The sequence below is a fragment of the Clostridium sp. CTA-17 genome (genome assembly GCF_054767895.1).
On the sequence record NZ_BAAABF010000002.1, the window covers coordinates 451,338 to 476,753 of the forward strand.

At 29.2% G+C, this 25,416-nt stretch carries 13 protein-coding genes; 9 read left to right on the forward strand and 4 right to left on the reverse strand.

Annotation, left to right across the window (positions count from 1 at the left end; genetic code table 11):
- Positions 1–139 precede the first annotated feature (139 nt).
- The 5 genes from ACYUCG_RS06380 to ACYUCG_RS06400 all read left to right on the forward strand — a co-directional run bounded on the left by ACYUCG_RS06380 (position 140) and on the right by ACYUCG_RS06400 (position 9,553).
- On the forward strand, positions 140–1,510 hold the full coding sequence (locus tag ACYUCG_RS06380) for an MATE family efflux transporter (RefSeq protein ID WP_460268315.1): 1,371 nt from the start codon (positions 140–142) through the stop codon (positions 1,508–1,510).
- A gap of 103 nt (positions 1,511–1,613) precedes the next feature.
- Positions 1,614–2,579, forward strand: a complete 966-nt coding sequence (locus ACYUCG_RS06385) for a tRNA dihydrouridine synthase (protein WP_460268316.1) — start codon at positions 1,614–1,616, stop codon at positions 2,577–2,579.
- A gap of 434 nt (positions 2,580–3,013) precedes the next feature.
- Positions 3,014–4,162: a flagellin lysine-N-methylase gene (gene fliB / locus ACYUCG_RS06390; protein WP_460268317.1), complete on the forward strand. Its 1,149-nt coding sequence runs from the start codon at positions 3,014–3,016 to the stop codon at positions 4,160–4,162.
- A gap of 382 nt (positions 4,163–4,544) precedes the next feature.
- Entirely contained in the window at positions 4,545–8,612 is a 4,068-nt protein-coding gene (locus ACYUCG_RS06395; RefSeq protein ID WP_460268318.1) for a glycoside hydrolase family 2 TIM barrel-domain containing protein, read from the forward strand.
- Between the two features lie 227 nt (positions 8,613–8,839).
- Entirely contained in the window at positions 8,840–9,553 is a 714-nt protein-coding gene (locus ACYUCG_RS06400) for a DUF434 domain-containing protein (RefSeq protein ID WP_460268319.1), read from the forward strand.
- A gap of 178 nt (positions 9,554–9,731) precedes the next feature.
- On the opposite strand, the gene ACYUCG_RS06405 is transcribed toward ACYUCG_RS06400, so the two are convergent.
- Positions 9,732–11,477: a DUF4091 domain-containing protein gene (locus ACYUCG_RS06405; protein ID WP_460268320.1), complete on the reverse strand. Its 1,746-nt coding sequence runs from the start codon at positions 11,475–11,477 to the stop codon at positions 9,732–9,734.
- A 257-nt stretch (positions 11,478–11,734) separates the two neighbouring features.
- On the opposite strand from ACYUCG_RS06405, the gene ACYUCG_RS06410 reads away from it, so the two are divergent.
- Entirely contained in the window at positions 11,735–16,501 is a 4,767-nt protein-coding gene (locus ACYUCG_RS06410) for a discoidin domain-containing protein (protein ID WP_460268321.1), read from the forward strand.
- 124 nt (positions 16,502–16,625) lie between these two features.
- On the opposite strand, the gene ACYUCG_RS06415 is transcribed toward ACYUCG_RS06410, so the two are convergent.
- Together ACYUCG_RS06415 and ACYUCG_RS06420 are read right to left on the reverse strand one after the other, a co-directional pair.
- A complete protein-coding gene (locus tag ACYUCG_RS06415) occupies positions 16,626–17,681 on the reverse strand; it encodes a transaldolase family protein (RefSeq protein ID WP_460268322.1) in 1,056 nt (351 codons plus the stop codon).
- 373 nt (positions 17,682–18,054) lie between these two features.
- Positions 18,055–18,519 (reverse strand): GreA/GreB family elongation factor, encoded by a 465-nt coding sequence (locus ACYUCG_RS06420; protein ID WP_460268323.1) that lies wholly within the window; start codon positions 18,517–18,519, stop codon positions 18,055–18,057.
- 566 nt (positions 18,520–19,085) lie between these two features.
- Here ACYUCG_RS06420 and ACYUCG_RS06425 point away from each other — a divergent pair.
- The 3 genes from ACYUCG_RS06425 to ACYUCG_RS06435 all read left to right on the forward strand — a co-directional run bounded on the left by ACYUCG_RS06425 (position 19,086) and on the right by ACYUCG_RS06435 (position 22,025).
- Complete coding sequence (locus tag ACYUCG_RS06425; RefSeq protein WP_333961142.1) at positions 19,086–19,745, forward strand: hypothetical protein; 660 nt, start codon at positions 19,086–19,088, stop codon at positions 19,743–19,745.
- A 298-nt stretch (positions 19,746–20,043) separates the two neighbouring features.
- On the forward strand, positions 20,044–20,811 hold the full coding sequence (locus tag ACYUCG_RS06430; protein WP_283682670.1) for an Ltp family lipoprotein: 768 nt from the start codon (positions 20,044–20,046) through the stop codon (positions 20,809–20,811).
- Between the two features lie 299 nt (positions 20,812–21,110).
- The gene (locus ACYUCG_RS06435; protein WP_460268324.1) at positions 21,111–22,025 is read left to right on the forward strand and encodes an HNH endonuclease; all 915 of its coding nucleotides are present in this window, start codon (positions 21,111–21,113) and stop codon (positions 22,023–22,025) included.
- A 427-nt stretch (positions 22,026–22,452) separates the two neighbouring features.
- Here the strand turns inward: ACYUCG_RS06435 and ACYUCG_RS06440 are convergent, their stop codons facing one another.
- Positions 22,453–25,290 (reverse strand): SH3 domain-containing protein, encoded by a 2,838-nt coding sequence (locus ACYUCG_RS06440; RefSeq protein WP_460268325.1) that lies wholly within the window; start codon positions 25,288–25,290, stop codon positions 22,453–22,455.
- Positions 25,291–25,416 lie beyond the last annotated feature (126 nt).

Genomic DNA, 25,416 nt, shown 5'->3' on the forward strand with positions numbered 1-25,416 from the left:
TTTTAAAACTATGCACAGAAAATATTGACTAAGAATAAGTAGATGCTATAATAAACAAGACTTGATAATAATTATTAATAACAAATGAAATGATTATTCATCAGAAGAAATATAGGACATTAGGAATAGGGACATTATTATGAAAAATCAATATGAACTAAAGAATGAAAAAATTGGGAGATTACTTTTAAAATATTCAGCTCCAGCTATACTATCTATGATGGTAACTTCTTTATATAACACTGTAGATAGAGCTTTTATAGGGTCTATTAAGGATATAGGAGCCCTTGCCATATCTGGTTTAGGAGTAACTATGCCCTTGTTTACAATACTAGGAGCTTTCTGCGTAGCCATTGCTGTAGGGGGAAGTACTAATATATCAATAAAGCTAGGTGAAGAGAATAGGGAAGAAGCTGAAAGAATATTAGGAAATACTTTTATATTATCCATAGTTGTTGCTTTAATGATTATGGTATTTGGATTTTTATTTTTAGAAAAAATATTATATTTTTTTGGTGCAAGTAAGGAAACTATTATATATGCAAAGGATTATATGAGGGTAATACTTATAGGGACATGGTTTAACTTTCCTGGATTTGCTCTTAATAATGCAATAAGAGCTGAGGGAAATCCAAAGTTAGCTGGTAAAATTATGATAATAAGCTGTGTTTTAAACATAATTTTAGATCCAATATTTATATTCTTATTTCATATGGGGATTAAGGGAGCTGCCTTAGGAACTATAATCTGTCAATTCATAGTTTTTCTTTGGACGATGTATTATTTTACCTTAGGAAAGTCAAACTTAAAGCTAAGGATTAAAGGAAGGATATTAAATAAGAATATTTTAAGGGCAATAATCTTAATTGCTTTAACTCCATTTTTTATGGAGCTTGCAGCAGGATTTATACATTTAATAACAAATAGAGTGCTTAAGGATTATGGTGGAGATTTAGCCATAGGAGCAATGACTTCAATAACATCTATATACTTGTTATTTTTGATGCCAGTCTTTGGATTAAGCCAAGGAATGCAAACCATAGTTGCATATAATTATGGAGCAAAGGAGTATAAACGTGCTAAAAAAACTTTATTAATGACTATAATAATTGCAACTTCAATTTTAACCTTAGGACTTGTACTTATTAGAATTTATCCAAGGGAGTTTATTAATATATTTACAAAGGATAAGAAGCTAATAAATATAGCACTTAATGGGTTAAAAATATATACCATTGCCCTACCTACCTTAGGAGTTTCAATTTTAGGGGCAGTATATTTTCAGTCTATAGGAAATGTTAAGAAGTCAATTTTTCTAAGTTTATTAAGACAAGTTATACTATTTATACCTATTGTATTTATAATACCTAGAGTATATGGACTAAATGGAGTGTGGATTTCACAACCCTTAGCTGATATTTTAGCTACCATCTTAATACTTATATTTTTAATAAAAGAATTTTACATAAGAGATAAAAGTTATGCAATTTCCATAGAAGAGAGTGCATAGCTAATTAAAGAAGTTTACATAAAAATACTTTAATTACTAAGTGGATAAGAAGAAAAAAGCCTGTTATAATATTTTTTAGAATCTTTAAAAAAAGGAGAAACAAATGAAGTATTATTTAGCACCAATGGAAGGGATTACTGGATTTATATATAGAAATTCTTATGAAAAGTTTTTTGGAGGAATTGATAAATACTTTGCCCCTTTTGTTGTTCCAAATAGTAGTAAAAGTCTTAAAACTAAAGAATTAAGAGATGTTTTGCCAGAGAATAATGAAGGAATCAACCTAGTTCCACAAATACTTACTAATGATTCAGAAGGGTTTATTTCAACAGCTAGGAAGCTTAAGCAGTTAGGATATAATGAAATAAATTTAAATTTAGGATGTCCTTCTGGAACAGTTGTTGGTAAGAAAAGAGGATCAGGTTTTTTAGCTCATAAGGAAGAACTTGATAAGTTTTTAGAAGAAATATTTAAAATAGATGATATGAAACTTTCAATAAAAACTAGATTAGGAATGGATAAGCCTGAGGAATTTTATGAACTTATAGAAATTTATAATAAGTATCCTATGGAGGAGCTTATTATTCATCCTAGAACAAGACAAGATTTTTATGGAAATAAACCTAATTTAGAGGTTTTTAAAGATGCCATTTCTTTAAGTAAGAATCCAATTTGTTATAATGGAGATATTTTTACTGTGGAAGATCATAATAAATTAATTGAAGAATTTCCAGAAGTAGATAAAATAATGTTAGGAAGAGGGGTTTTAGCTAACCCAGCCTTAATGAATGGAATTTTGAACAATGAATTTATGGACAAAAAGATATTAAAAGAGTTTCATGATGAAATATTTAATAAATACAGAGAAGTATTTAATGAAGATAGAAATGCAATGTTTAGAATGAAAGAGCTATGGGGATATATGATTTATATGTTCTCAAATAATAAAAAATATGCTAAGAAAATAAAGAAAGCTCAGAAGGTGGTTGATTATAACCAAGCTATTACAAGTCTTTTTGCAGAACAGGATATAGTTAAGGGAGCTGGATTATTTAGTAGTGAAGAGTAAATGAAATAAAACTATTTTAATTAGTATTACTATTTAGTAAATATATTATAGCTAAATAAAAGGGTTTTTATATATAACTGGAAATTAGAAATGATTTAAAATAGCATCATACAAAAAACATATAAGAATTTAATAAGTACTTAGAACTAAACAACAATTTAAAATCTATCAAAGTATAATTTTTATGCTTTGGTAGATTTTTTATGTTTAGAGGGTTTATTAAGAAGTAAGCATAAAAAATAATAGGTTTAACAATGTGCTATAATTAAAGAGAGTTTAATTATAAAATACTAAAATTAAGTGATAAATAGTTAGGAAAAGAAGGCTAAAGACAAATTTATTTAAAAGGAAATTAAAGGAGAACTGTTGCTTAATAAGTTAGCCTTAAATAATAGGTTCTAAATTAATATAATAAAAATTGGAGATAAATTATAATGAATAAAGAAATAAATATGTTGAAAATTTCAGGATACAATGATTTTAAGTGCACTGCAAATAAGTGCAAGTTTACTTGCTGTGAAGGATGGGACATTAACATAGATAAAGATACCTATGAAAGATGGGAGAAGGATGAAAAGGACTCTATTTATCTTTTAAATGGGGTTAAAACTAAAGAATGTAATGGTAAAGAAGAGTATTTTATAAAGAAGGAAACCTTTAAAAAATGTCCATTTTTAGATGGAGAGGGATTATGTAATATAGTTAAAAGTCATGGAGAAGGATATTTATCAAAAACATGTCATTCATTTCCTAGGATGAACAATAACTTTGGACATAAGAGAGAGTTATCTCTATCATGTGCATGTCCAGAGGTTGTAGAAATATTAGATAAAATCCATGAGAAGATAGGTATGGAGCCTGAAAGTAGTAATGATGAAGAGGAAGATTTATTAGAACTTAAAATAAGAGAGTCCTTAATAGATATAGTAAGTGAAGAGGAATTTTCCTTAGATGAAAGACTTTTAATAGGTTTTGATATGCTTTTAAATATCTTAGAAGACGAAAGTTATACTAGTGAAGAAATATTATTAGAGGAACTAGAGAAGTATAGTGATAATGAATATAGAAAAGAAGTAGCATATGTTTATAATGAAATAGAATTAAATAGAGTTGATTCATTATTAGAAATAAATTCTTTATTTTTAGATATGGTAGAGAATTATAGAGAAGTTTCAAATTTAAAATGCATATTAGAAGAAATATCAAATTTTGCAGAAGAAGCTAATATTGAGTCTTTAAGTGAAGAATGGAAGGAATATAAAGAGAATTTTAAAGAATTTCATAAGCTCCTTGAAAAATGTATTGTCTCTAAGATTTATAGCAATTGTATTAGTGATGATATGGAAGATATGATACTTTCTTTTCAGCTAATTATACTAGAATATTTATTAACAAGATATGCTGTATTTTTAAATTATTGTATTAATGGTGAAAAAATAAAGAATGAAGAGGTAAAAGATTATATTGTTATCTTTTCAAGAATTATTGGAAATAATGCAGAAGCGGTTTTAGAATTCTTAAGTGATGGATTTGAAGATCCAATCTTAGAGATGGGGTATTTGTGTTTTATAACATTATTTTAAATTAGAATATGGTAGAGAATAAAAGTTTGCTATAGGGGCATTTATCAAAATAGCTTTTTATAAAACTTACAAACAGTATGAAGAGAATGTGTTTGTAAGTTTTATTATTATATTTTGATACAGCCAAATTTTTATATTATTTTAAAGAAAATAGTTCTTTTATAACTATTTTTATTATAGATTATAGTGTGATTTTATTATTTATTCATAATAAATAATAGGTTGATAATATAATTAAGTAGATTTGGAATAATAAAATATTTTCCATATGTTAAAAAGTTTTTATTACTTTACCATAAAATTGTTAAATGTTATTATTATACATATAAGTTAAAATAAGTAAAATAGCTTATATGTATATTTAATAAGGGGGGAAATTAATATGCAATCATTTAACAAAAGGGGGACAGCTTTAGGAGCAGCAATTGCATTTGCTTTAACCTTAGCGCCTACTTTAGTAATGGCTGAGACAAGACAAATTCCTGAATCAGAAACAGTAAATGTTGGATTCATAAAAGATGGAGAGAGATCAACAATATTCAATCAAAACTGGAAGTTTTTTAAGGGAGATCCTTCTGGTGCTGAAGGAGTAGATTTTGATGATTCTTCATGGAGAGGGTTAAACTTACCTCATGATTGGAGTATTGAAGGAGACTTTACTGTTGAAGGAGAAGCAGAAAGTGGATTCTTATTAGGAGGAACTGGATGGTATCGTAAAGCATTTGTAGTTCCTGAAAAGTATAATGGTAAGGATTTCACGTTGAACTTTGATGGTGTATATATGAATGCTGAGGTATATGTAAATGGTAAGAAGGTTGGTGAACATAATTATGGATATACATCTTTTGCCTTTGATATTACTGAAGCTTTAGTGTGTGATGGACAGAGTGAAAATATAATTGCTGTTAAGGTATCTAACCCTGTACCAACTAGTAGATGGTACTCAGGTAGTGGAATTTATCGTGATGTAACTTTAAGTGTAACAGACTCTATTCATGTTGCACATTCAGGAACAACAGTAACTACTCCTAAGCTTGAAGAACAAAAAGGTGGAAATGTAGATGTAGCTATTGAGACTATAATTGAAAACGAGTCCAAGGATAATTCTATGGTTACTGTAAAAAGTACAGTAGTAAATTCTAGGGGAGAAGAAGTTAGTGAGGCAGTAATAAATGAACAAAGTATAGGAGCTAATGAAAGTTATACTTTCAATCAAACTGCTATTGTAAATAATCCAGATTTGTGGTCAGTTGATAATCCAAATATGTATAAGGTAAAAAGTGAAGTATTAGTAGATGGAAATGTTATAGATACTTATTTTACTGATTTTGGTTTTAGATATTATAATTTTGACAAAAACACTGGATTCTCTTTAAATGGAGAAAATATGAAATTAAAAGGTGTTTGTATGCACCATGATCAAGGAGCTTTAGGAGCAGCATCTTATTATCGTGCAGTAGAGCGTCAAATGGAGAAAATGAAGGAAATGGGAGTAAATGCAATCCGTGTTTCTCATAATCCAGCTAGTGAAATGTTATTAGAAATTTGTAATCGTTTAGGTTTGTTAGTTATTAATGAAGCCTTTGATACATGGACAAATCCAAAGAACGGAAATGTAAATGACTTTTCTAAGTATTTTAATGAAGTAATAGGAGAAGATAATGAAGTTTTAAATGGTTCTCCAGAAATGACATGGGGAGAGTTTGAAGCTAGATCTATGGTTAAAAACTCTAAGAATAACCCATCTATAATAATGTGGTCAATAGGTAATGAGGTATTAGAAGGAATTAGTGGAAGTGCATCTAATTATACTAACGTAGCTCAAAATATAATTGATTGGATAAAGGATGAGGATGAAACAAGACATGTTACTATAGGAGATAATAGAACTAAAAATGGAGATAGAACAGCAGTTGCTATTTCAGAGGTAGTTGATGACAATGGTGGATTGGTTGGATTTAACTATGCAAATGAAGGACAATTTGCACAGCAAAGAGCAAACCATCCAGATTGGACATTATATGCATCTGAAACCAGTAGTGCAGTTCATACTAGAGGATACTACAAAACAAAGGGAATAGATTATAGTAATCATCGTATTTCAGAGTATGATAATAATCAAACAAGAGTTGGTTGGGGACATTCAGCTAGTGATGCTTGGAAGTTTGTAATCAAAAATGATTATAATGCTGGAGAATTTGTTTGGACAGGATTTGACTATATAGGAGAGCCTACTCCTTGGAATGGTACTGGTACAGGTACAGTTGGTGGAGGAAATGGAGCAGCTCCAAAATCAAGTTACTTTGGTATAGTTGATACTGCAGGATTTGAAAAAGATATTTATTATTTATATCAAAGTCAATGGAATGATGATGTAAATACATTACATGTACTTCCAACATGGAACAGAGAAGATATAGTTATAGAAAATGGGAATGTTGAAGTAAACGTATTTACTGATGCTCACAAAGTTGAATTATATTTAAATGATGAAAAGATTGGGGAGCAAACTTCAACTGAGCATACAACTGATGCAGGATATAAATACTATACTTTTGGAAATGATTCTTTATATCCAGTATTTAATGTTCCTTATGAGGAGGGTACATTAACTGCTAAGGCATATGATAAAGAAGGAAATGAAATCACAAATACAGAGGGAAGAAATACAGTAAAAACAACTGGAGAGGCTTCTACTGTAAGATTAAGTGCAGATAGAGATACTATTGATTCAGATGGATATGATTTATCTTATATTACTGTAGATATTGTTGATGAAAATGGCAATATAGTTCAAAATGCAGATAACAGATTAAATTTTGAGTTAGAAGGAAATGGAAAAATTGTAGGTGTTGACAATGGAGATCAAACTGATACAGATTCTTATAAATCTACAAGTGATACAGAAGCTTCTAGAAAAGCATTAAGTGGTAAGGCCTTAGTAATAGTTCAATCAACTAAGGATGCTGGAAATATAAGATTAAATGTTTCAGGTGAGGGATTACAATCTCAATCTATAGAAATTAATACTGTAAATAATGCTGGAGAAGATAAGTTCTTAGAATCTTATGAAATAGTTAAAGATTACTATGTTAATTTAAATGAAAAGCCAGAGTTACCAAGTACAGTAGAAGGAAGATATAGTGATGGAACAACTGAGACTTTTAATATTTCATGGAATGATTATGATGAATCACAATTAAATACTCCTCAAGTATTTAAGATAAATGGTAAATTAGAAGGAACAGATGTGGCTGTAAATGTAAATGTCCATGTAATTGGTGATGTGGTTTCAATGGAAAATTACTCAACATTTACTTATGCTGGACAAACTCCTACACTTCCTAAGACTGTTAAAGGATATTTAGCAGATGGAAATGAAAGTGAAGAGTTTAAAGTGGATTGGAATTTAGAGGGCGTGGATTTCTCTGAACCTAATACAACAGTTGAAGTTTTAGGAGAAGTATCCTTATTAGGCAAGACATATACTGTTACTTCAACAGTACGTGTAGTTGAGGCTTTAAAATCTGCTGCTAACTTAGCTATAAATAATTCTTCTAACAAAGATATTCCTGCTTTAAGTCAAAGTTGCGTTTCTACAGCTGATAACTTAAATTCTATTAATAATGGAATAACTAATAATAGTTCAAATACAGGAGAACGTTGGACAAACTGGAATGAAAGAGATTTAATAGAGAATGGTGAACCTAAAGGGGCATATGTTCAATTAGACTGGAAAAACAAATATAATATAGATAGATTAGATTTATGGTTATTTACTGATAATATTTATGGAAGAATTCCTAAGAAGGTAGAAATAAGTTATAAAAATGAAGCTGGTGAATATGAGGTAGTTACTCATTCAAATACAACAGAGGTATCATACCTTGCTGGAGAAACAACTTATTTCTTAGATAAAGTAATAAATACTGATAGTATTCGTGTTTATATGCAACAACCTGAAGTAGGTAAGTGTATTGGATTATCAGAGGTTGCAGTATATGAGTATGTACCGCAAGTAAGTGCTAATGAAGGTAATAAATTATCTGAAATAAAATTAGATGGAGAAGCCTTAGAAGGATTTAATCCTGATACTAATGAATATACAGTTAATTTAAAAGAATTACCTAAAACTGTAGAAGCTTCAGGAGAAGAAAATGTGGCTGTAACTATATTACCAGTTCATAATAATAAATCAATAATCATTGCTCGTTCAGAATCTGGGGCTAAAAACATCTATACTGTAAATTATGTATTAGAAGAATCTGAAGGTTCAGCAGATATTAATGAGGATGGTTCTATAAATGTAGGAGATTTATCCATAGTATCTAAATATCAAGGAGAGGTTATATCAGGAAATGATTTAAGTGAAAAATCTGATATAAACAAAGATGGTATAGTAGATAAAGCTGATATCCAAATAGTTATGGATAAGATCTTAGGAGAATAATATTTTAAATAAAAAATAAGTTGTATAAAAGGGTCTTTATCAAAATTTATTTTGATAAAGGCCCTTTTTATTATAAAGAGTAAGGTTTGTTAAGTGTACAGGTATATTAGAGATAATATTTTTTATAATATATAATGAGAAATAGATTTTTAAATATATATTAAAAAAATAAGTTGAATCTTATTAAGAAATACTTTAAATAAAAATTAAATTAGGTGAGGATAAAAATGAGTAAGGTAACTAGAAGAGGATTTGATGAAAATGATAGTAGGTGGTTTTCTAATAAGGAGCAAGCAAGATTAAAAAAGTCCAAAGAAGAAATTGAATGGTTAATAAGTAGGGAATACAAAATTGAGCATGTTATAAAATTTGTTGGTGATAGATATCAATTTTCAATAAGACAACGTAATGCTTTAAAAAGAGGAGCTTGTTCTTTGAAAAGTAAGATTTTAAGAAGCAAAAAAAGACTATCATCAGATGAATTAAAAAGTGGGTGTATAAATATAGATGGGTTTAATTTATTAATAACTCTTGAGGTAGCATTATCAGGAGGAACATTAATTATAGGTAGTGATGGATGTATAAGAGATTTAGCTGGTCTTAGAGGAACTTATAAAATTATAGATAAAACAGATATTGCTTTACAATTAATAGGAAAGTTTTTAATTAAGCATAATTGTAATAGAGTTATATTCTATCTAGACTCTCCTGTATCTAATTCAGGAAAACTAAAGAATAAAATTTTAGAGCATTCTAGAGTTTGGAATATTAATACAGAGGTTAATTTAGTTAATAATGCGGATGTAATTTTAGAAAATTTAGATAGAGTTGTTAGTACTGATGCTGTAATTATTGATAAATGTAAAAGTTATTTTAATCTAGCTTCAGAAATAATAAGGGATTACATAAAAGATGCTAATATAGTAGATCTAGAAGACTAAAATTTATATTATATTTGAAAATATAATATATAAAAGCCCTATTCTTAATCCATTTAAAGAACAGGGTTTTTATACATTAAATTTTTATCTTGATTTCCTTAAGGTAATATAATCTTTATTAGAAACTTTACCATTACTATTTTAGCTACTATTTTTAAATTATAGTGTTTTTCTCTTTTTATGAAATAAATTCTCTTGCAAAGTTATTTATGCCTTTTTTCATTCTCTTTGTTTCTGAGAGAGTTAAATCTCTATCTTCCTTAGAAGCTGCTACTGCAGAGCCATAGGCATTTTCTCCTTTATTAGGTCTTTTTAGAGAGTAGATTAAATTTTCTATAGAGTTTTTTAAGTTTGGAGCATTTTCCATAAGATATTTAGCTTTGTTTATATCTCTTATACCTTCCTTTAATTTTTCTAATCTAGGAGTAGAGTAGAAGGTTTTACCTATACTATCCTTTTCTGCTGGATATATAAGAAAAGGGTCTCCAGGTTCCCAATATTTATAAGAAATATTTTCTAAAGGGTTTTCAACCCAACCATCCCATGACCAACGTAAAAAGCCATTGGTGTTTTGGTATAGGGAATACCACATAGTCCAAGCACCTTCTGAAGGATCACTTATGGTGAAACTACTTGGATAATCTCCAGTACAGGTGTATATTGTAGTTAATAATCCAAGTTCTTGTCTATGAGCAGCCATGTTTTTCATATCATTAGAATTATGATTTATATGGGATAATCCAATTGATATATCATCTATTCTATCTAAGAAGGAGTAGTCATTTCCACTTTCATAGTCCATGGCAGAAGAAATTTTAAAATGCTCTTCATATTTATTTGTTATGCTTTCAATTAAATCAACAGAAGCTTTTAAATCATCCATACTTCTTTCATCCATTGAAATATAAGTTATGTTAAACCATCCTTTTTCTTCAAGATGAGACATAAATGAAGTTAAAAATTGTGTCCAAATGTTTATCCAAAGATAACTACCAGGGGTTGGATTTATAGCTTCTTCTTTATTAGTAGCTTCATTAAAGTACTGAATTCTATTATTCCAAGGGACAATACTATAACATTTTATTTGGCCAAAGCCCTTTTCAGGATCTAGAATTCCTAAATCTACATTAAGTTGAATCCACTTATCAAAGTGAGAATAGTCAAATTCAAAGGTGCCATAGGAGTTTTTTCTCCACTTAATCATTGAAGGGTCACTATCATAAGACTGATGATTCCAAGCTTCATGAACTATAGTAGCTATAACACCACGTCCTCCCATATTTCTATACTCTTTAAGATTATCTCTTAAATATTTAAAATGCTTTTCTGTAAATAAATCTTCTTTGGAGATTCCATAATACCTTGCTATGGTGTAAGGATGTTGCCAAAACTCAATTTGAGTATTTGTTTCCCTTGGAAGAGGTTGTACTAAGTTTAAAACTTCAAAGGAATAATCAAAAATATAGGCTTTTTCTAATTCATCAGCAGTGACCTCAATAGAACCATTATAAATTCCAGGTTTTGAATTTCTAGGAATTTTTATATTAATCCAAGCAGAGGCTATTGTATTTTCTTCTATATTTAGTGGATCAGAATTATGAATAATATCTGGGAAATGTTCAACTGGAGCAGAAGGATTACTACGTCCTATGTTAGCTAAGGTTTCCTTAAGCCAAGAAATCTTAATATTATTTGAAGAGATTAAATCTCCATTTTCATTTATAAAGTCACTTGAAGAAAGGGTAACATTATTAACAGGAGAGGAGTTTGTCCACATAACAATTTTAGAATTAAGTTCATCTCCTATCCAAGCTACCTCATTCCAAGTATTTAAGTTTAATTTCTTTATTTCATCATAATCTTTTTGAAGATAATGAAAGTCAGTAGAGCCAATAGAAGCACCAAGAATAGTATCTTTTTTCATAAAATAAACCTTCCTTCTTTTTCTAAAATTTAGTAATAAATACATTATAAGATAGAAGTTTTAAAAATAGAACATTTAAAAAAAGTCTATTGTTAAAAGGTTAAGTAAAGAAGAGATTTATATTACACAATTATATTATAATCTCATAATTTTCTGAATTTATCATATACATTATAAAGGTATAAATTAAAATAGCAGTGTTTTAGAAAAATCTATTTTATGTAGAAACTTTAATTAGATTAATAGGGGGGAAAGAAGTGCAAGTTAATAAACTTTCAAAAAAATCATTATCTTTAACATTAGGGCTCAGTGTGGCTCTAACTAACACAGCACCATTATCAGTATTAGCAAATGGAACCAAGGTAGAGGATGTTGTAGCTAGTAAGAGCCAAGATAAAATCACTATTGGAAACGAGTACATTTCTAGAGAGTTTTCTATTGAAAATGGGAAGATATTAACAAGTGAAATAGAAAATAGCAGAGCAAACACTACTTTAGTTCCACAATTAGGTTCAGAAGATTTTATTATAAATACAATACAAGAAAATTCTGATTTACCAGAAGTAGAAGCTAATTCTCCAAAGGAAGTTTTAGATAGAGCTAACTGGAATGCAACCCTTACAGCTAATAGTGGAACAGCATATCCAGCTATAGATATTGAAAGATTATTTGATGGAGATAAAAATACTTATATAGATAGTTACACAATAACTGGTTATCCAACATCATTAAAAATCGATTTAGGAGAAGTTAAAACAGTATCTTCATTTTCTTACCAAAAAAGACCTGGATTTACTGATGCTAATTATGGAAAAAATGGAACTATGGGACAGTATAAGCTTTATGTAAGTGAAGATGGAGAAAATTGGACAGAAGCTGGAGAAGGTGAGTTTACTAGAGAAGACTTTAACTTGCATCAAGAAGGAGATCTTCACAATGTAGGAGATGTTGTTTATGGTAATTTTGATAAAACTTATGAAAGTAGATATATAAGAATAGATCAATTATCAGATGCCTTAGGCAATACACAGGAGTTTTCAGGAGCAGAAATAAATTTATATTCAGATAAATATGAAAAACCAGAGGAACCAATAGCACCTAAAACTGCGATTAAATCAAGTGATTTAACAATAGATACTTCCTCTACAAAGATAGAAGATATTGAAAATGGGAAAAAGCTTACTATTTCATATGAGCCATATGATTTTAATGGAACTGAGTATGATATAGATATGGTTACTGTTCTTGAAAATGATGACCACTATATGAGATCTTTCCTTGAAATTAAAACTAATAATGAAAATGCAAAGATAGATTATATTGATTTAGATCATTTTATATTAGAAGAGGGCATAAAGGATACTTTATGGTCCCATCCAGATTTAGAAGATGTAACTTCCATATTAATAGGAAAAAACGAATTGATGCTAGGGCAGCCTATTTATGCCAATGGTATGTTCTTTGGATCAGAATTTCCAGCGGCAGATACTGATATAGTAAAGAATGGAATGCAGATTAGATATTATAGTGGTAAAAGTTTTGAACAATTAGAAAGTGATAATCAATTAACTACAGACGGAAAGTTTATATCATGGCAAAATGTTGTGGGAGCTGCTAAGGGAGTAGATACAGATGTTGTTCAAACTGATTTCTTTGAATATATATCAGAAATAGCTACACCAACTGAGTTTAGAAAGCAATATAACTCATGGTATGATAATATGCTTACAATAACTGATGAAAGTATTTCTAAATCCTTCTATGGAACAGAAAAAGGATTAACGGAAAATGGAGTAGAACCAATCGATTCTTATGTAGTAGATGATGGATGGCATAACTACAGAGATCCAGAGTTTAATCCTAATATTTCAAAAGAACAAGCTGGAAATAGTATGAATAGAACTGGATTCTGGGAGTTCAATGATAAGTTTCCTAATGAGTTATATACATCTACAGAGTTAACAAGTAAATTCCAATCAAAATTTGGATTATGGCTTGGACCACAAGGAGGATATAATTTCTATGGTGGTTTTGCAAGATACTTAGAAAAAATGGGAACTGGACATGCTCAAACTAATAATGGAGTAAATGTTTGTGTTGGTTCAGACAGATATATTAAAAATTTAACAAGTCTTTTCTTGGATTACCAAAAGAGATTTGATATAGATTATTGGAAGTTAGATGGATTTGCTCTTAGACCTTGTACAAGTGAAGATCATGGACATATGGCTGGTGGACACAACAATATGTATTATACAACAGACCTATGGGAAAAGTGGACAGATGCTTGGGAAACAATGAGAGCTAGTAGAGCAGAAGAAGGAAAGGACCTATTTATAAATGCAACTTGTTATGTAAACTTAAGTCCATGGATTCTTCAATGGGTAAATACTGTATGGATACAAAATTCACAAGATACAGGACATGCTGGTACAGGTTCAAGACATCAACAAAAAATAACTTATAGAGATGCTGTTTATCATGATATTTATAAATCAAACCAAATACAATTCCCTGCAAAGAATATATATAACCATGAGCCAATATATGGTGTATCTGATGGCAGTTTTGCAACTACAGAGGATTTTAGAGATTTCTTATTTGCTAATGCAGTTCGTGGAACAGCATTCTGGGAATTATATTACTCACCATCAATAATGGATGATGAAAAATGGAAAGTTAATGCAGATGTTTTAGACTTTGTGGAAAATAATTTTAATGTTTTAGAAAAGGCTAAGTTATTCGGACAAAGAGCTACAGAGGGTGTTTATGGATATTCTGCATGGGATGGTAATGAAGGTATAGTTTCATTTAGAAATCCAACTGGAGAGACTAAAGAATATACTTTAGAGTTAACTGATATAGTAGGAGTGCCAAAGTCAGTATCAAATCTTAAAGGAAATCAAGTATTACCATATAAAGTTGGTGATGTAGGATCAGTATCTTATGGAGATAGCATAACTGTAACTTTAGAGCCATATGAAACTAGAATACTTCAATATGGAAAAGTAGATAATAAGGCTTCTGAAATAGTTTCTGCTAAGGTAACTGGAGAAAATGAAATCACTATTAAGTACAATGAGCGTGTTGAAAATGGAGAAGGAGTTTATTCAGTTGAAGGAAATGAAATTACTGAATCTAAATTATTAGACGATTATAGAACAGTTGTTATAAGTACTTCTAATAAACTACAAGGAGAAGCTAAATTAAATATTAATGGAGAAAGAGATGCACTTCAAAATCCACTTACAACAAGCTTAACAATTCCTGTTTATAATAATGGAAAAATTGTTTCAGTACAAAGTGGAGAAGAATTAATAGGGGGAGAAAATATAAATAAGAAGTATAATGGAAATTCAGACACATACTTCTTAGAACTTAATAAAGCTTATGAGGTTGATAAAGCCGAAAGCTTTAAAGGAACAACTGACTTTGCAGTATCTATGGCTATTAACACTACATCATCTAATGTAAACTTATTAAGCCAAGGGGAGGAAATAAAGCTATCAATTGATGAAGAAGGATATGTAAACTTTAAAGTTAAAGATTTAAATCTTACTTCAAAGTCAGAAGTAACTACTGTTACAGAAAAGGCTCATGGAACTTTTGGAACTAATGAATATATACCAACTTCAACTGAATCAACTTTTGTTGGTAAAGTAAATGATGGAAAATTACATCATATATCTGCAGTTAGAGAGGTTAATGGAGTTCTTAAAGTTTATATTGATGGTGAATTAATGAATTCTGTATATGATAAGTCATTAATAAATCAAGAGATAAATGGTGGAACAATTATGGTTTCTGATAATAACTTTACTGGAGTTATGGGAGATATTGAATTAAGAAATAGTTCAATATACTATGATGAAGCAAAAGAACTTTATAATTCTTATGAAGGCTCTGATATAATTGAGTATAGCAGAGAAAATTGGGAAGTAAGTGCTTGTTCAGAAATGAATCCACCAAGTGGAAATGACGGTCCTGCTTCATATGCTATTGATGGAAATGAATCTACTTTATGGCATACAAATTATGTTGGTGGAGATACTCATAGTGGAAATCATTGGCTTTCTGTAGATTTTGGTGAAGAATTAGACTTTGATACAGTTAATGTATTATCTCGTGGAAAAGAAATAAATGGTTCAATTAAAGGATATAAGCTAGAGGCTAATATAAATGGAGAATGGACAGTTGTTAAAGAAGGAGAATTCACTGATGGAGTTGAAGAAAAAATAGAGTTAGATGAAGCTATAAAAGCAAGTGGAATTAAATTAACAGCCATTTCTACATTTAATGGAAGAAACTTTGCAGCTGTAAGAGAAATAAGTGTTACTAAGAAGGATAGAGTAGCAACAGAGAATGAAATAAATGAATTAAAAGCTTTAGTTAAGGAAATAAATAAAGAGGATTATACTAAGGCAACAGCTCATAGATATATTAATGTAGCACAAAAAGTAAATGCTTTAGATAAGATTAATTTATCACAATTAGATAGATTAAGAAGTGAGCTAAATAAAGCTTATGAAGGATTAGTAGAAGCTAGAGAATTAAATAAAACTTTAGTGGAAGCTAATAAATTAATTAAGGAAGATTATACAATTGAAAGTTGGATAGTATTTGAAGAGGCATTAAATCATGCAAAACACTTAAACAATGATATAGAAGCTACTAAGGAAGGGGTAGATGAAGCTACATCAAGATTAAAAGAAGCTATGAATTCTCTTGAGAAGGTTAATAATGAAGGAGAAATAGTTACTGGACCTGTGAATAATTTTGAAGCTTCAGAAATAGCTAAGAAGAACGTAACTGTTACTTGGAGTGCTCCTGAATCTACAAAGGGCTTAGAAGGATATGCTCTTTATAAAGATGGCAAAAAGGTAGCTAAAATAGGTGCAGAAGAAACATCATATAAATTTAAAGGATTAAGCAGACATACAATCTATAATTTCAAGATTGCTGCTAAATATTCTAATGGAGAACTTTCAAATAAGGAAAGTATAACTTTAAGAACTGCTAGATAATAAAATGTAAGTGGCTATATCAAGGTCAAAATATAAAACTATAGATAGTATAATATTTTATACTATCTATAAGTTTTAGTAATTATTTATTTATATAGCCACTTTTATTTAATTTAAGAAATTTCTATTTAACTATATATGAACGAATTATTTTTACAAGATCATCATAACCATTTAAGAATTGATTCATAGTTCTTAAGAAAGCTCCATAATGTTCAAATTCTTCTGGCTTTAATCCATCTTCATAATAAGCTTTTCTAAATTCTTCTAAGCGTAGCAATTCCTCTAAGATATCAGGTGAAAGGTCTTTGTCCATATAATTAGCTACCTCTATGTCTAATTCATTAAAGATATTTTGATATTTAGTAGTTATGGTCAAGACAATATCTCCACCTATAAACTCTGTAAAGTGATAGTTATTACGGAAGGCTGCAACTAAAAGTTTAGTGCGATATCCTCTTTTTTTATAAAGCTTATAAGCATTTTTACATGTTAAAACACCAGCTAAATCCAAAAATTCTGGATTTATATCTATATTATTATCTTGAACATATGCTTTTAGATAATCATCTAAACGTCCAACCATGATTGTACAAACAGGATGCATATTATCTATAGGAAGACCTTCTTTTACACGTCTATTTAATCCTCTTTCAACAGCTTCTGCCACTGCAATTGCCTGAGGACATGTAAAGGAAACAGTTGCATTAATGCTTACTCCTAAGTATGTTAACTCTTCAAAGGCTTCTATACCTGCCTTTGATGCTGGAATTTTTATCTGGGAGTTTTCTATTACCTTTGAAAGTTCTAAGGCATGAGCCACCATCTTTTCTTTATTTTTGTAGAATTTTGCATTAGTTTGGAAGGATATTCTTCCCCTTTGACCATTACTTTCTTTAAATTGAGGATATAAGAGAGAGCCAGCATTTTCACCTAGTAATTTTATTACCATCCATGCAATTTCATCCTCAGTAGCAGTAGGATTTTCTGCCACAATCTCTTTTATGGTTTCATCCCACTTAGGCAATTCTTTTTTTAATACATTTAAAACTATAACTGGATTTGTAGTAGCTCCTGAAGCTCCATTTTTAATTGCTTCTTTTAATTCATCATAAGAGCAGGAGTCATTCCAGAATTCAGTTTCATTAAAGGTTTGTGTTACTTCTAATAATTTTCCCATGTTCAACCACCCTTTATATTTATTTTTCCTACGTCTTAAGAAAAGGCTGATTCTAATTATATATTGGTACATGATTATTTTACTTATAGATATAGAACTCAACATAAACTTAAAACATGGATATTTTTATTGCGTATAATTGGAATAATTATACAAGATTATTTTATAGATATTTTATAATCAAAAGAGAGAGTAATCAATAAGTTTATTAATAAATTATCAATAAGTTATCAATAAATATCCAAAATATTGTTAAGTTGTTGAAGTTTTATGGTGAAGTTATCCATGGGAAAAGTTAGAGTAACTCAATTTATAATTTTTATAGCAAATAAAAAAGTGGACAAATAAAATTATCCACTTTAAGTTAAGCCTATTATAATATTTCTAATACTTCTACAGTATAGTTTCCACCAGGAGCTTCAACTTCTACTACATCTCCAACCTTTTTACCCATTAGGGCTTTTCCTAAATCAGATTCTATGCTTATACACATATTTTCTAAATCTAAATCCATAGTTGTAACTAAAGTAACAACATCCTCATCATCATCTTCAACAAATTTAATTTTAGCTTTGCTGTTAAGACCTAGTGTAGATTTATCATTACTTTCTTCATCAATTATTATTGCTGTTGAAATCATAGTTAAAAGGTATTGTATTCTATTATCATTTTCTCTATAGTTTCTACAAGCTTCCTTATACTCAGCGTTTTCTGATCTATCACCATGGGCTGCCGCCTCTAATTTCTCCTTTGCAATCTTTGCTCTAACAACAGACATTCTATAGTCTAATTCTTCTCTTAACTTTTTAACGTTTTCCTCTGTCAAATAATTATTCATAATAAGATCTCCCTTAACTCTTAATTCTTTATTTTATCATTATACAACATCTACATAAATTTTAAAGATGTTAAGTAGGAAATAGGAGAGTATTTATAGACTTTTACATTTATCTAAAGGAGAAAATATAGCTTTTTATGCTTTAGTGACGGAGTTATGACGAACTTGTGACGGATTTTGAGCCAGAGTTTTCTTAGTGATACCAAGGGTTTTGACGGAATTGACGGACTTTTTTTACTCCTATATAATAGGGAAAAATAAAAAATAGTATAAAAAAACACATTTATTAAATACCCTATATATAGTGAGTGAAAAATAGCAAAAGTCTGACAATGTATGGCTAAAGCTAGTCATACTAAGGTTTTAGAGTATGACAGACTTTTTGAAAGTCCGTCATAAAACCATTGAAAGTTCAATTTAGAGGTGAATAAGAGTGTTTAATACTATTATTTGATGGGTATAATTAACAATTTTGTTATACATTAAGGAAAAAATAGATATAAAATATGAGTAAAAGGAAAATAGAAAAAAGGTAGAAAAAAATTAAAGGTAGTTTTAAATGAAATATGAAAATAAGAAATAAAAAAGAAAAGGAAGAGTATGATATGAAAAAGGGAATTTGGGTAACTATTTCAATTTTAAGTTTAGGAGTTTTTTTAGCTTTATCATTTTTTATTATTGCTAAGAAGGAAATAAAGGATTATAAAAACATAGGTATTGATGTTACTTATGATGAAAGGATTAAGGAGCCTATTGAAGAACTTGTAGTTAAGTTTGTTGATTTTGATTATTCTAAAGAGGCGGTTAACTGTGAGGAGATAATTTCTAATAAGGAAGTTGCAGAAAAATATAATTCCGTTTTTAATTCTACACTTAAGTATAATTTAGAAAGTGAATTGAAGATGTCAAAGGTTTCTATAAAAAATATTGTAAAAGAGCCTGATAATGAATATAGGGTGAATTTCCATAGAGAATTTGAGATAAAGTTTGACAAAAATAGTGATACCATATCAGGTGGAATGGATGATTATACAGCTTATATAGTTGAAAAGAATGGGGAATTTTATATAGATAGAATTCTTAATGATGTTGATTTGGAACAGTTCAAAAATAATAAGAGTAAAATAGCTAAATTATTTAAATCAGAGGAAGAGCTTTTTAATGAAGCAATGAAATCTGAAATAGAAGCTAGAAAGAATTATGAGGAATATCTTAAAAATTTATAATTAAAAAGTCTAAATAAAATAATTGAGAAATAAAACTATATAAGTATAAAGTCAATGATTTAAATAAATATATGGTTAAATTTAACTTTTAATTAAACTTTATGATTTTATTCTTAATAAAATAAAGATATTTTAAATTAAACTTGAAATTAGTTGATTTATTTTGGGTAATATGTAAATATATAGTAGAAAAAGATTTTAACATAAATATTTTATTATTTATAAGTATAACTAATAGTATTATGAATAATGTTAAATCTTTTGAATATAAACATCTAATTTAAAGGGGAAATTTGAAATGTCAAAGATGAAAAAATGTAAAGTTTGCTCTAAAGAAATAGCATCTAATGCTAAATCTTGTCCTGAATGTGGGGCGAAAAATAAAAAAGCAATATATAAAAGACCATGGTTTATAGTATTAGCAATAATTATAATACTTGGAACTGTAGGAGAATCAAGTTATGAGGATTCAACAGTTGCTAACAATAAAACTATAAGTGAAGTGGAGCAAAATCAAGATAAAGAAATTAGTAATAATCAAGGCGAAGAAAAAGATGTTTTGGTTAAAGAGAATGAAGAAAAAGTAGAGGAAAAAGAAGAAAAGGTAGAAGAAGTTCCAAAAGAATATAAGTCTGCATTAAGAAAAGCAAAGGTATATAGTGATACTATGAGTATGTCTAAAGAAGGATTATATGACCAATTAACATCAGAGTATGGAGAGAAATTTTCTGATGAAGCAGCTCAATATGCTATGGATAATTTAGAAGCAGATTGGAACAAAAATGCCTTGAAAAAAGCAAAGACATATAGTGATACTATGAGTATGTCTAAAGCGGGGCTATATGATCAATTAACATCTGAGTACGGAGAGAAATTTACAGAAGAAGAGGCTAAATATGCTGTAGATAATTTAGATGCAAATTGGAAAGAAAATGCATTAAAAAAAGCAAAAGTATATCAAGAGACTATGGCAATGTCTCCAAGTGCAATATATGATCAATTAGTTTCAGAATACGGAGAAAAATTTACAGAAGAAGAAGCTAAGTACGCTGTAGATAATTTATAGTATTACATTTAAAAGTTATGACTTAGTTTTAAATAAAAATTTTTGGCTTTAATACAAGAGATATAGAAATTTTCTATATCTCTTAATTTTTTAGCTATTTAAAAGGAAAACTCATTTAAAATAGAATTTTATGTTAAAAATTTTATCTGTTATAATTACATAAAATAATAAATATTGTATAATTATAGAATGTTGATTAAGAAGTGGTAATATAGTTTTTAGTTGTTTTAATTAAGATAACTTGTAAATATAAATTTATAGAAACATAGATTATTTTAATGAGTGGGGGAAGAATTGCTTTGAATAGAATTAAATCATGGGAATATGATGATATTGAGAATAAATTTGCCATAAAGGATTTAGATAAATCCTCATTTAAGAGGGGAAGCCATATTCCAATAAAAGTTAGAAAGGTTTTTGAATGCGAAGATATTAAATATGGAGATAAGAAGAAAATAACTCTTATATATAAAGGGGAAGCCTTTGAAGCTGAAATAGAAGGTGAAATTAAAGGAAGAATACGAATGAATTGGCCAAAGTTAATACCTAAAATGAAGGAAGTTTTTAAAAATGAAATAAATGACTTTGAAGATTCTAAAGAGCTTAGTGTAAGAGTGCCTAGATTAAAATTTACAAAGGAAACATCCATAAAATATGATGTGGAAATGAGAACTAAATATAGTCATGATGTTCTTTGTGAGTTAGAAAGACTAGAAATAGATGTTGAAAATAAAACCATAGAAGAAATAAATGAAGTGGGAGAAGTCATAGAGAGGATTGTTAAGGCTAGAAAAAATCAAAACAAATTTAGAGAAGCACTATTTAAAAGAGAGTGTAAGTGTAAAATTTGTGGACTAGCTCACAAGGAGCTTTTAATAGCAAGCCATATAAAACCTTGGAGTAAAAGTACACCAGAGGAAAAGCTAAATCCCTTTAATGGATTTTTACTATGCCCAAATCATGATTCCTTGTTTGATAAGCATTTAATAAGTTTTCAGGATAATGGAGAAATTATAATATCTAAAAGACTCTCAGAAAAGGAGCAGGAGCTATTAAACATAAATAAGGATATTTTAATTAATATTGAAGAGGGAAACAAGAAGTTTTTAAAGGAGCATAGAAATGTTTTTTATGATATAGAGAAGGCATATGTTGTAGAGAAAGAATTAGCAATAAGCAATAAGGAAATATATAATGTTGAATTAGAAGTTTAATGGGTTTTTATTTTTTATAGTGCTATTAAACTATGCCAGAGTTTATTCCATATTAAAATTCAGTGAGTTTTAGTAGTGTCAATGCTATGACAAATTTTTTTTACTCTAATGTATATGATAATAAAAGATTAAAAATATTAAATACTATATATATAAGGAGTGAAAAATGTTGGCTACTTGGCATAGTGTGGGAAAAATTAAATATATCAAGGGTTCTAGGATTTATATATATATGGAATAAAAGTTGGCGGAGATTAGTTTTTTTTAAAAGTTTTTTGTTTTTAGAGAGAAAATGGGCCCATAATTTAAAGAGAATTTTTAAATTATGAGCCTTTAAAGATATATTTTATAGTCTTTATTTTAGGGTATTAGAAGTAAGAAAATATCTAAATTACCCTATGATTAATTTTATAAGTTCAAATTTTCTTTAAGCTATAAATTCTTTAGCACACCAACCTATGTTTCCATTATATCTAACTTTGTACCAAGAACCACTTTCTTCTAAGATTTCAACCTTATGACCATTACCCATTACAGTTAATCTAGATGAAGTAGAGGAGTCTTTAGATGAGTGTAGCCACAATCCTCCATTAGCTTTTACATGGGCTGATCTTAATGAAACCTCACTAGTATTCGATTGAACTAGATGAACTGGTTTATTTTCTTCCACAGTATTACTTTGTGATGTTACTGGATTAGTTAGGAACTCACTTGAACACCAACCTATATTTCCATTGTGGTCAACTTTAAACCAAGAACCACTTTCTTCTAAAACTCTTACCTTTGATCCTTTGATCATTATGCTTATTCTAGAAGAAGCATAGGAATCTTTAGAGGAGTGTAACCATAAACCTCCATTTGCTTTTATGTAAGCTGTTTTTACTGTACTAGTAACTGGCTTACTTACTTCAACAGTTTTGTTTTCATAAACTGGTTTATTTTCCTCTACATGCTTACTTTGTGAGCTTTGAGAGATAACAGTTGGGTTACTTAAAAATTGGCTTGAGCACCAACCCATAGTTCCATTATAGTTAACCTTGTACCAAGAACCGCTTTCATCTAAAATATCAACCTTTTCTCCATTACTCATTATGGTAATTCTAGAAGATGCATAGGAATCCTTAGTAGAGTGTAGCCATAAACCACCATTTGCCTTTACAGAAGCCCTCTTAATATTTGTTAAAACAGGTTTATTTTCTTCTGTAACTTTCTTAGGTTCTGTAGGTTTACTTTCTACAGCCTTACTAGGAGTATCTTTTTTAACTTCCTCTATTTTATTAGATTCAGATTGTTTTTCATAAGTAGTAGGTTCACTTAAATATTTACTTGCACAGAAGCCAGTTTTACCATTGTAATTAACCTTAAACCAATCTCCACTTTCTTCTAGGATTGTGACTTTTTCACCCTTGTCCATAATTGCTAATCTAGAAGAGATGTATGAATCCTTAGAAGAGTGTAACCATAGTCCACCATTAGCTTTTACAGAAGCAGTTTTAACAATTGTTAAGGCTGCTTTGCTTGTTTCAGCTTCTTTCTTAGGTTTATTTTCTTCCATAGTTTTCTTAGGTTCTGTAGATTTATTTTCTTCTACTTTTTTATTAGTTGAACTTTCAGAAGTAACTGGATTAGTTACATAGTTTCTTGAACACCAACCAGTATTTCCATTATAGTCAACCTTAAACCAAGAGTTATCTTCCTCTAAAACATTAACCTTAGCTCCATTACTCATTAGGGTTACTCTAGAAGAGTATGAAGTATCTTTGCTAGAATGTAGCCATAAGCCACCATTAGCCTTTATAAAGGCAGTTTTTGTAACTGTTTCAGAAGGCTTACTTGATTCCTCTTTTTTAGTTTCTTCAACTGGCTTACTAGATTCAGAAGGCTTAGCTTGTTCAGTTTTATTTGATTCAACTTTATTAGTAGCTTTATCCTTAGACTCAGTTACATTTTTACCCTCAGTAGATTCAGCTCCCTTGTTCACCTTTTCATCCTTATCTTTAAGAGAACTTTCTACTTTTTTATTATCTTCTTTAGAATCAGATTTTTTATCTGAAGTATTAGTTTTAACTACGCCAAGAGGAGTAATAGATTCAGATGACTTAGATGGAGATTCTTTTTCTTCTAAGAAGTCAGTATATCTATGACTTATGTAAGCTTTTTGGCCATTATAAAGAACTTCATACCATCCATTTGAGGCTCTACCAGTTACAGTTAGTTTATCTCCGCCATTAGCTAGTCCTACAGGCTTAATTCCTTCAGTAGTAGGAAATGGTTTTTCATTAATATAAACATCTTGCTTAGCTGTTACAGTACCCTTTAAGGCTTCAACTGTATATTTATGATCCTTTGAGCTAACAGGTTTTGATGTTACAATGTTTGTTTTTACAATGTCAGAATTGTTTTTTGAAGAATTTCCTTTATATTTATAGTATCTTGTAGCTCTATACTGTCTATTCCATCCATTTTCTTTAGTAGGAGCTTGTCCATTTAAATTACGATGAGCATAGGCATCTCCATAGGTATAGGCTTCATTTCCCATTACATAGGCAATCCCCTTTGCTTTATCCTTCCAACCCATAAAACACATTGTGTGATATTCACCTGCAAAGATAATATCTCCTTTTTGGATATTTGAAAAATCTCTATGCATTTCCCAATTATTATTTTCTAGCCAGTTCCAAAGGTTAGAAGTGTATCCAATATGACTTGGAACAGGTACGCCTATTGCTCTTAAACAAGCACCTTGGAAGAAAACACAAGTGTTGCTAGGGTCACCATTATGTAGACGAATAGCTTCATTCATTGCATTAGATTGATTACTTCTAACACTTTCATATTCATATAATCTTCTATTGACATCTGAAGCAAAGTCACTTGAGTTATTAGATAAATTTTCAGAAGAATTCTTTGAATCTTTTTCAACAGGTAATTTTACTTCTTTTATAACAGGTTTTTGATTTTTTACCTCTTCTTTAATTTCATCAGAACTTTTCTTTGTGTCTTTATCCTCTTTAACTTTAGGTTCAGTTTTTACCTGAGCTTTATTTTCTTCCTTTGAGTTACCTTTATCTTGCTTTTTTTCTTCAACGTTAGGCTCGGTTTTTTTATCAGATTTTAAATTATCTTTATCCTTTGATTGTTTTTCATCTTTTATAGGGGGATTAGTTTCTTTTTTACTTTTTACTACAGCAACATTAGAATTAGACAATTCAATATTAATCTTATCATTTGGTTGTTGCTGTTGTTGAACTATTGCTACAGCCATAAAAATCATCTCCTATTTTCTTAAGTTTAAAATAGTGTATAATACTTAAATTTTCCATGTAATTATACCATAATTAGAAATGTTAATAAATAATGGAATAATTGTGAATGTAATTTTAACTTGAAT

What these genes read in the sequence shown, in the direction of transcription:
- ACYUCG_RS06380 (WP_460268315.1), top strand. Translation starts at nt 140, where the DNA reads ATGAAAAATCAATATGAACTAAAGAATGAAAAAATTGGGAGATTACTT.
- ACYUCG_RS06385 (WP_460268316.1), top strand. Translation starts at nt 1,614, where the DNA reads ATGAAGTATTATTTAGCACCAATGGAAGGGATTACTGGATTTATATAT.
- fliB (WP_460268317.1), top strand. Translation starts at nt 3,014, where the DNA reads ATGAATAAAGAAATAAATATGTTGAAAATTTCAGGATACAATGATTTT.
- ACYUCG_RS06395 (WP_460268318.1), top strand. Translation starts at nt 4,545, where the DNA reads ATGCAATCATTTAACAAAAGGGGGACAGCTTTAGGAGCAGCAATTGCA.
- ACYUCG_RS06400 (WP_460268319.1), top strand. Translation starts at nt 8,840, where the DNA reads ATGAGTAAGGTAACTAGAAGAGGATTTGATGAAAATGATAGTAGGTGG.
- ACYUCG_RS06405 (WP_460268320.1), bottom strand. Translation starts at nt 11,477, where the DNA reads ATGAAAAAAGATACTATTCTTGGTGCTTCTATTGGCTCTACTGACTTT.
- ACYUCG_RS06415 (WP_460268322.1), bottom strand. Translation starts at nt 17,681, where the DNA reads ATGGGAAAATTATTAGAAGTAACACAAACCTTTAATGAAACTGAATTC.
- ACYUCG_RS06420 (WP_460268323.1), bottom strand. Translation starts at nt 18,519, where the DNA reads ATGAATAATTATTTGACAGAGGAAAACGTTAAAAAGTTAAGAGAAGAA.
- ACYUCG_RS06425 (WP_333961142.1), top strand. Translation starts at nt 19,086, where the DNA reads ATGAAAATAAGAAATAAAAAAGAAAAGGAAGAGTATGATATGAAAAAG.
- ACYUCG_RS06430 (WP_283682670.1), top strand. Translation starts at nt 20,044, where the DNA reads ATGTCAAAGATGAAAAAATGTAAAGTTTGCTCTAAAGAAATAGCATCT.
- ACYUCG_RS06440 (WP_460268325.1), bottom strand. Translation starts at nt 25,290, where the DNA reads ATGGCTGTAGCAATAGTTCAACAACAGCAACAACCAAATGATAAGATT.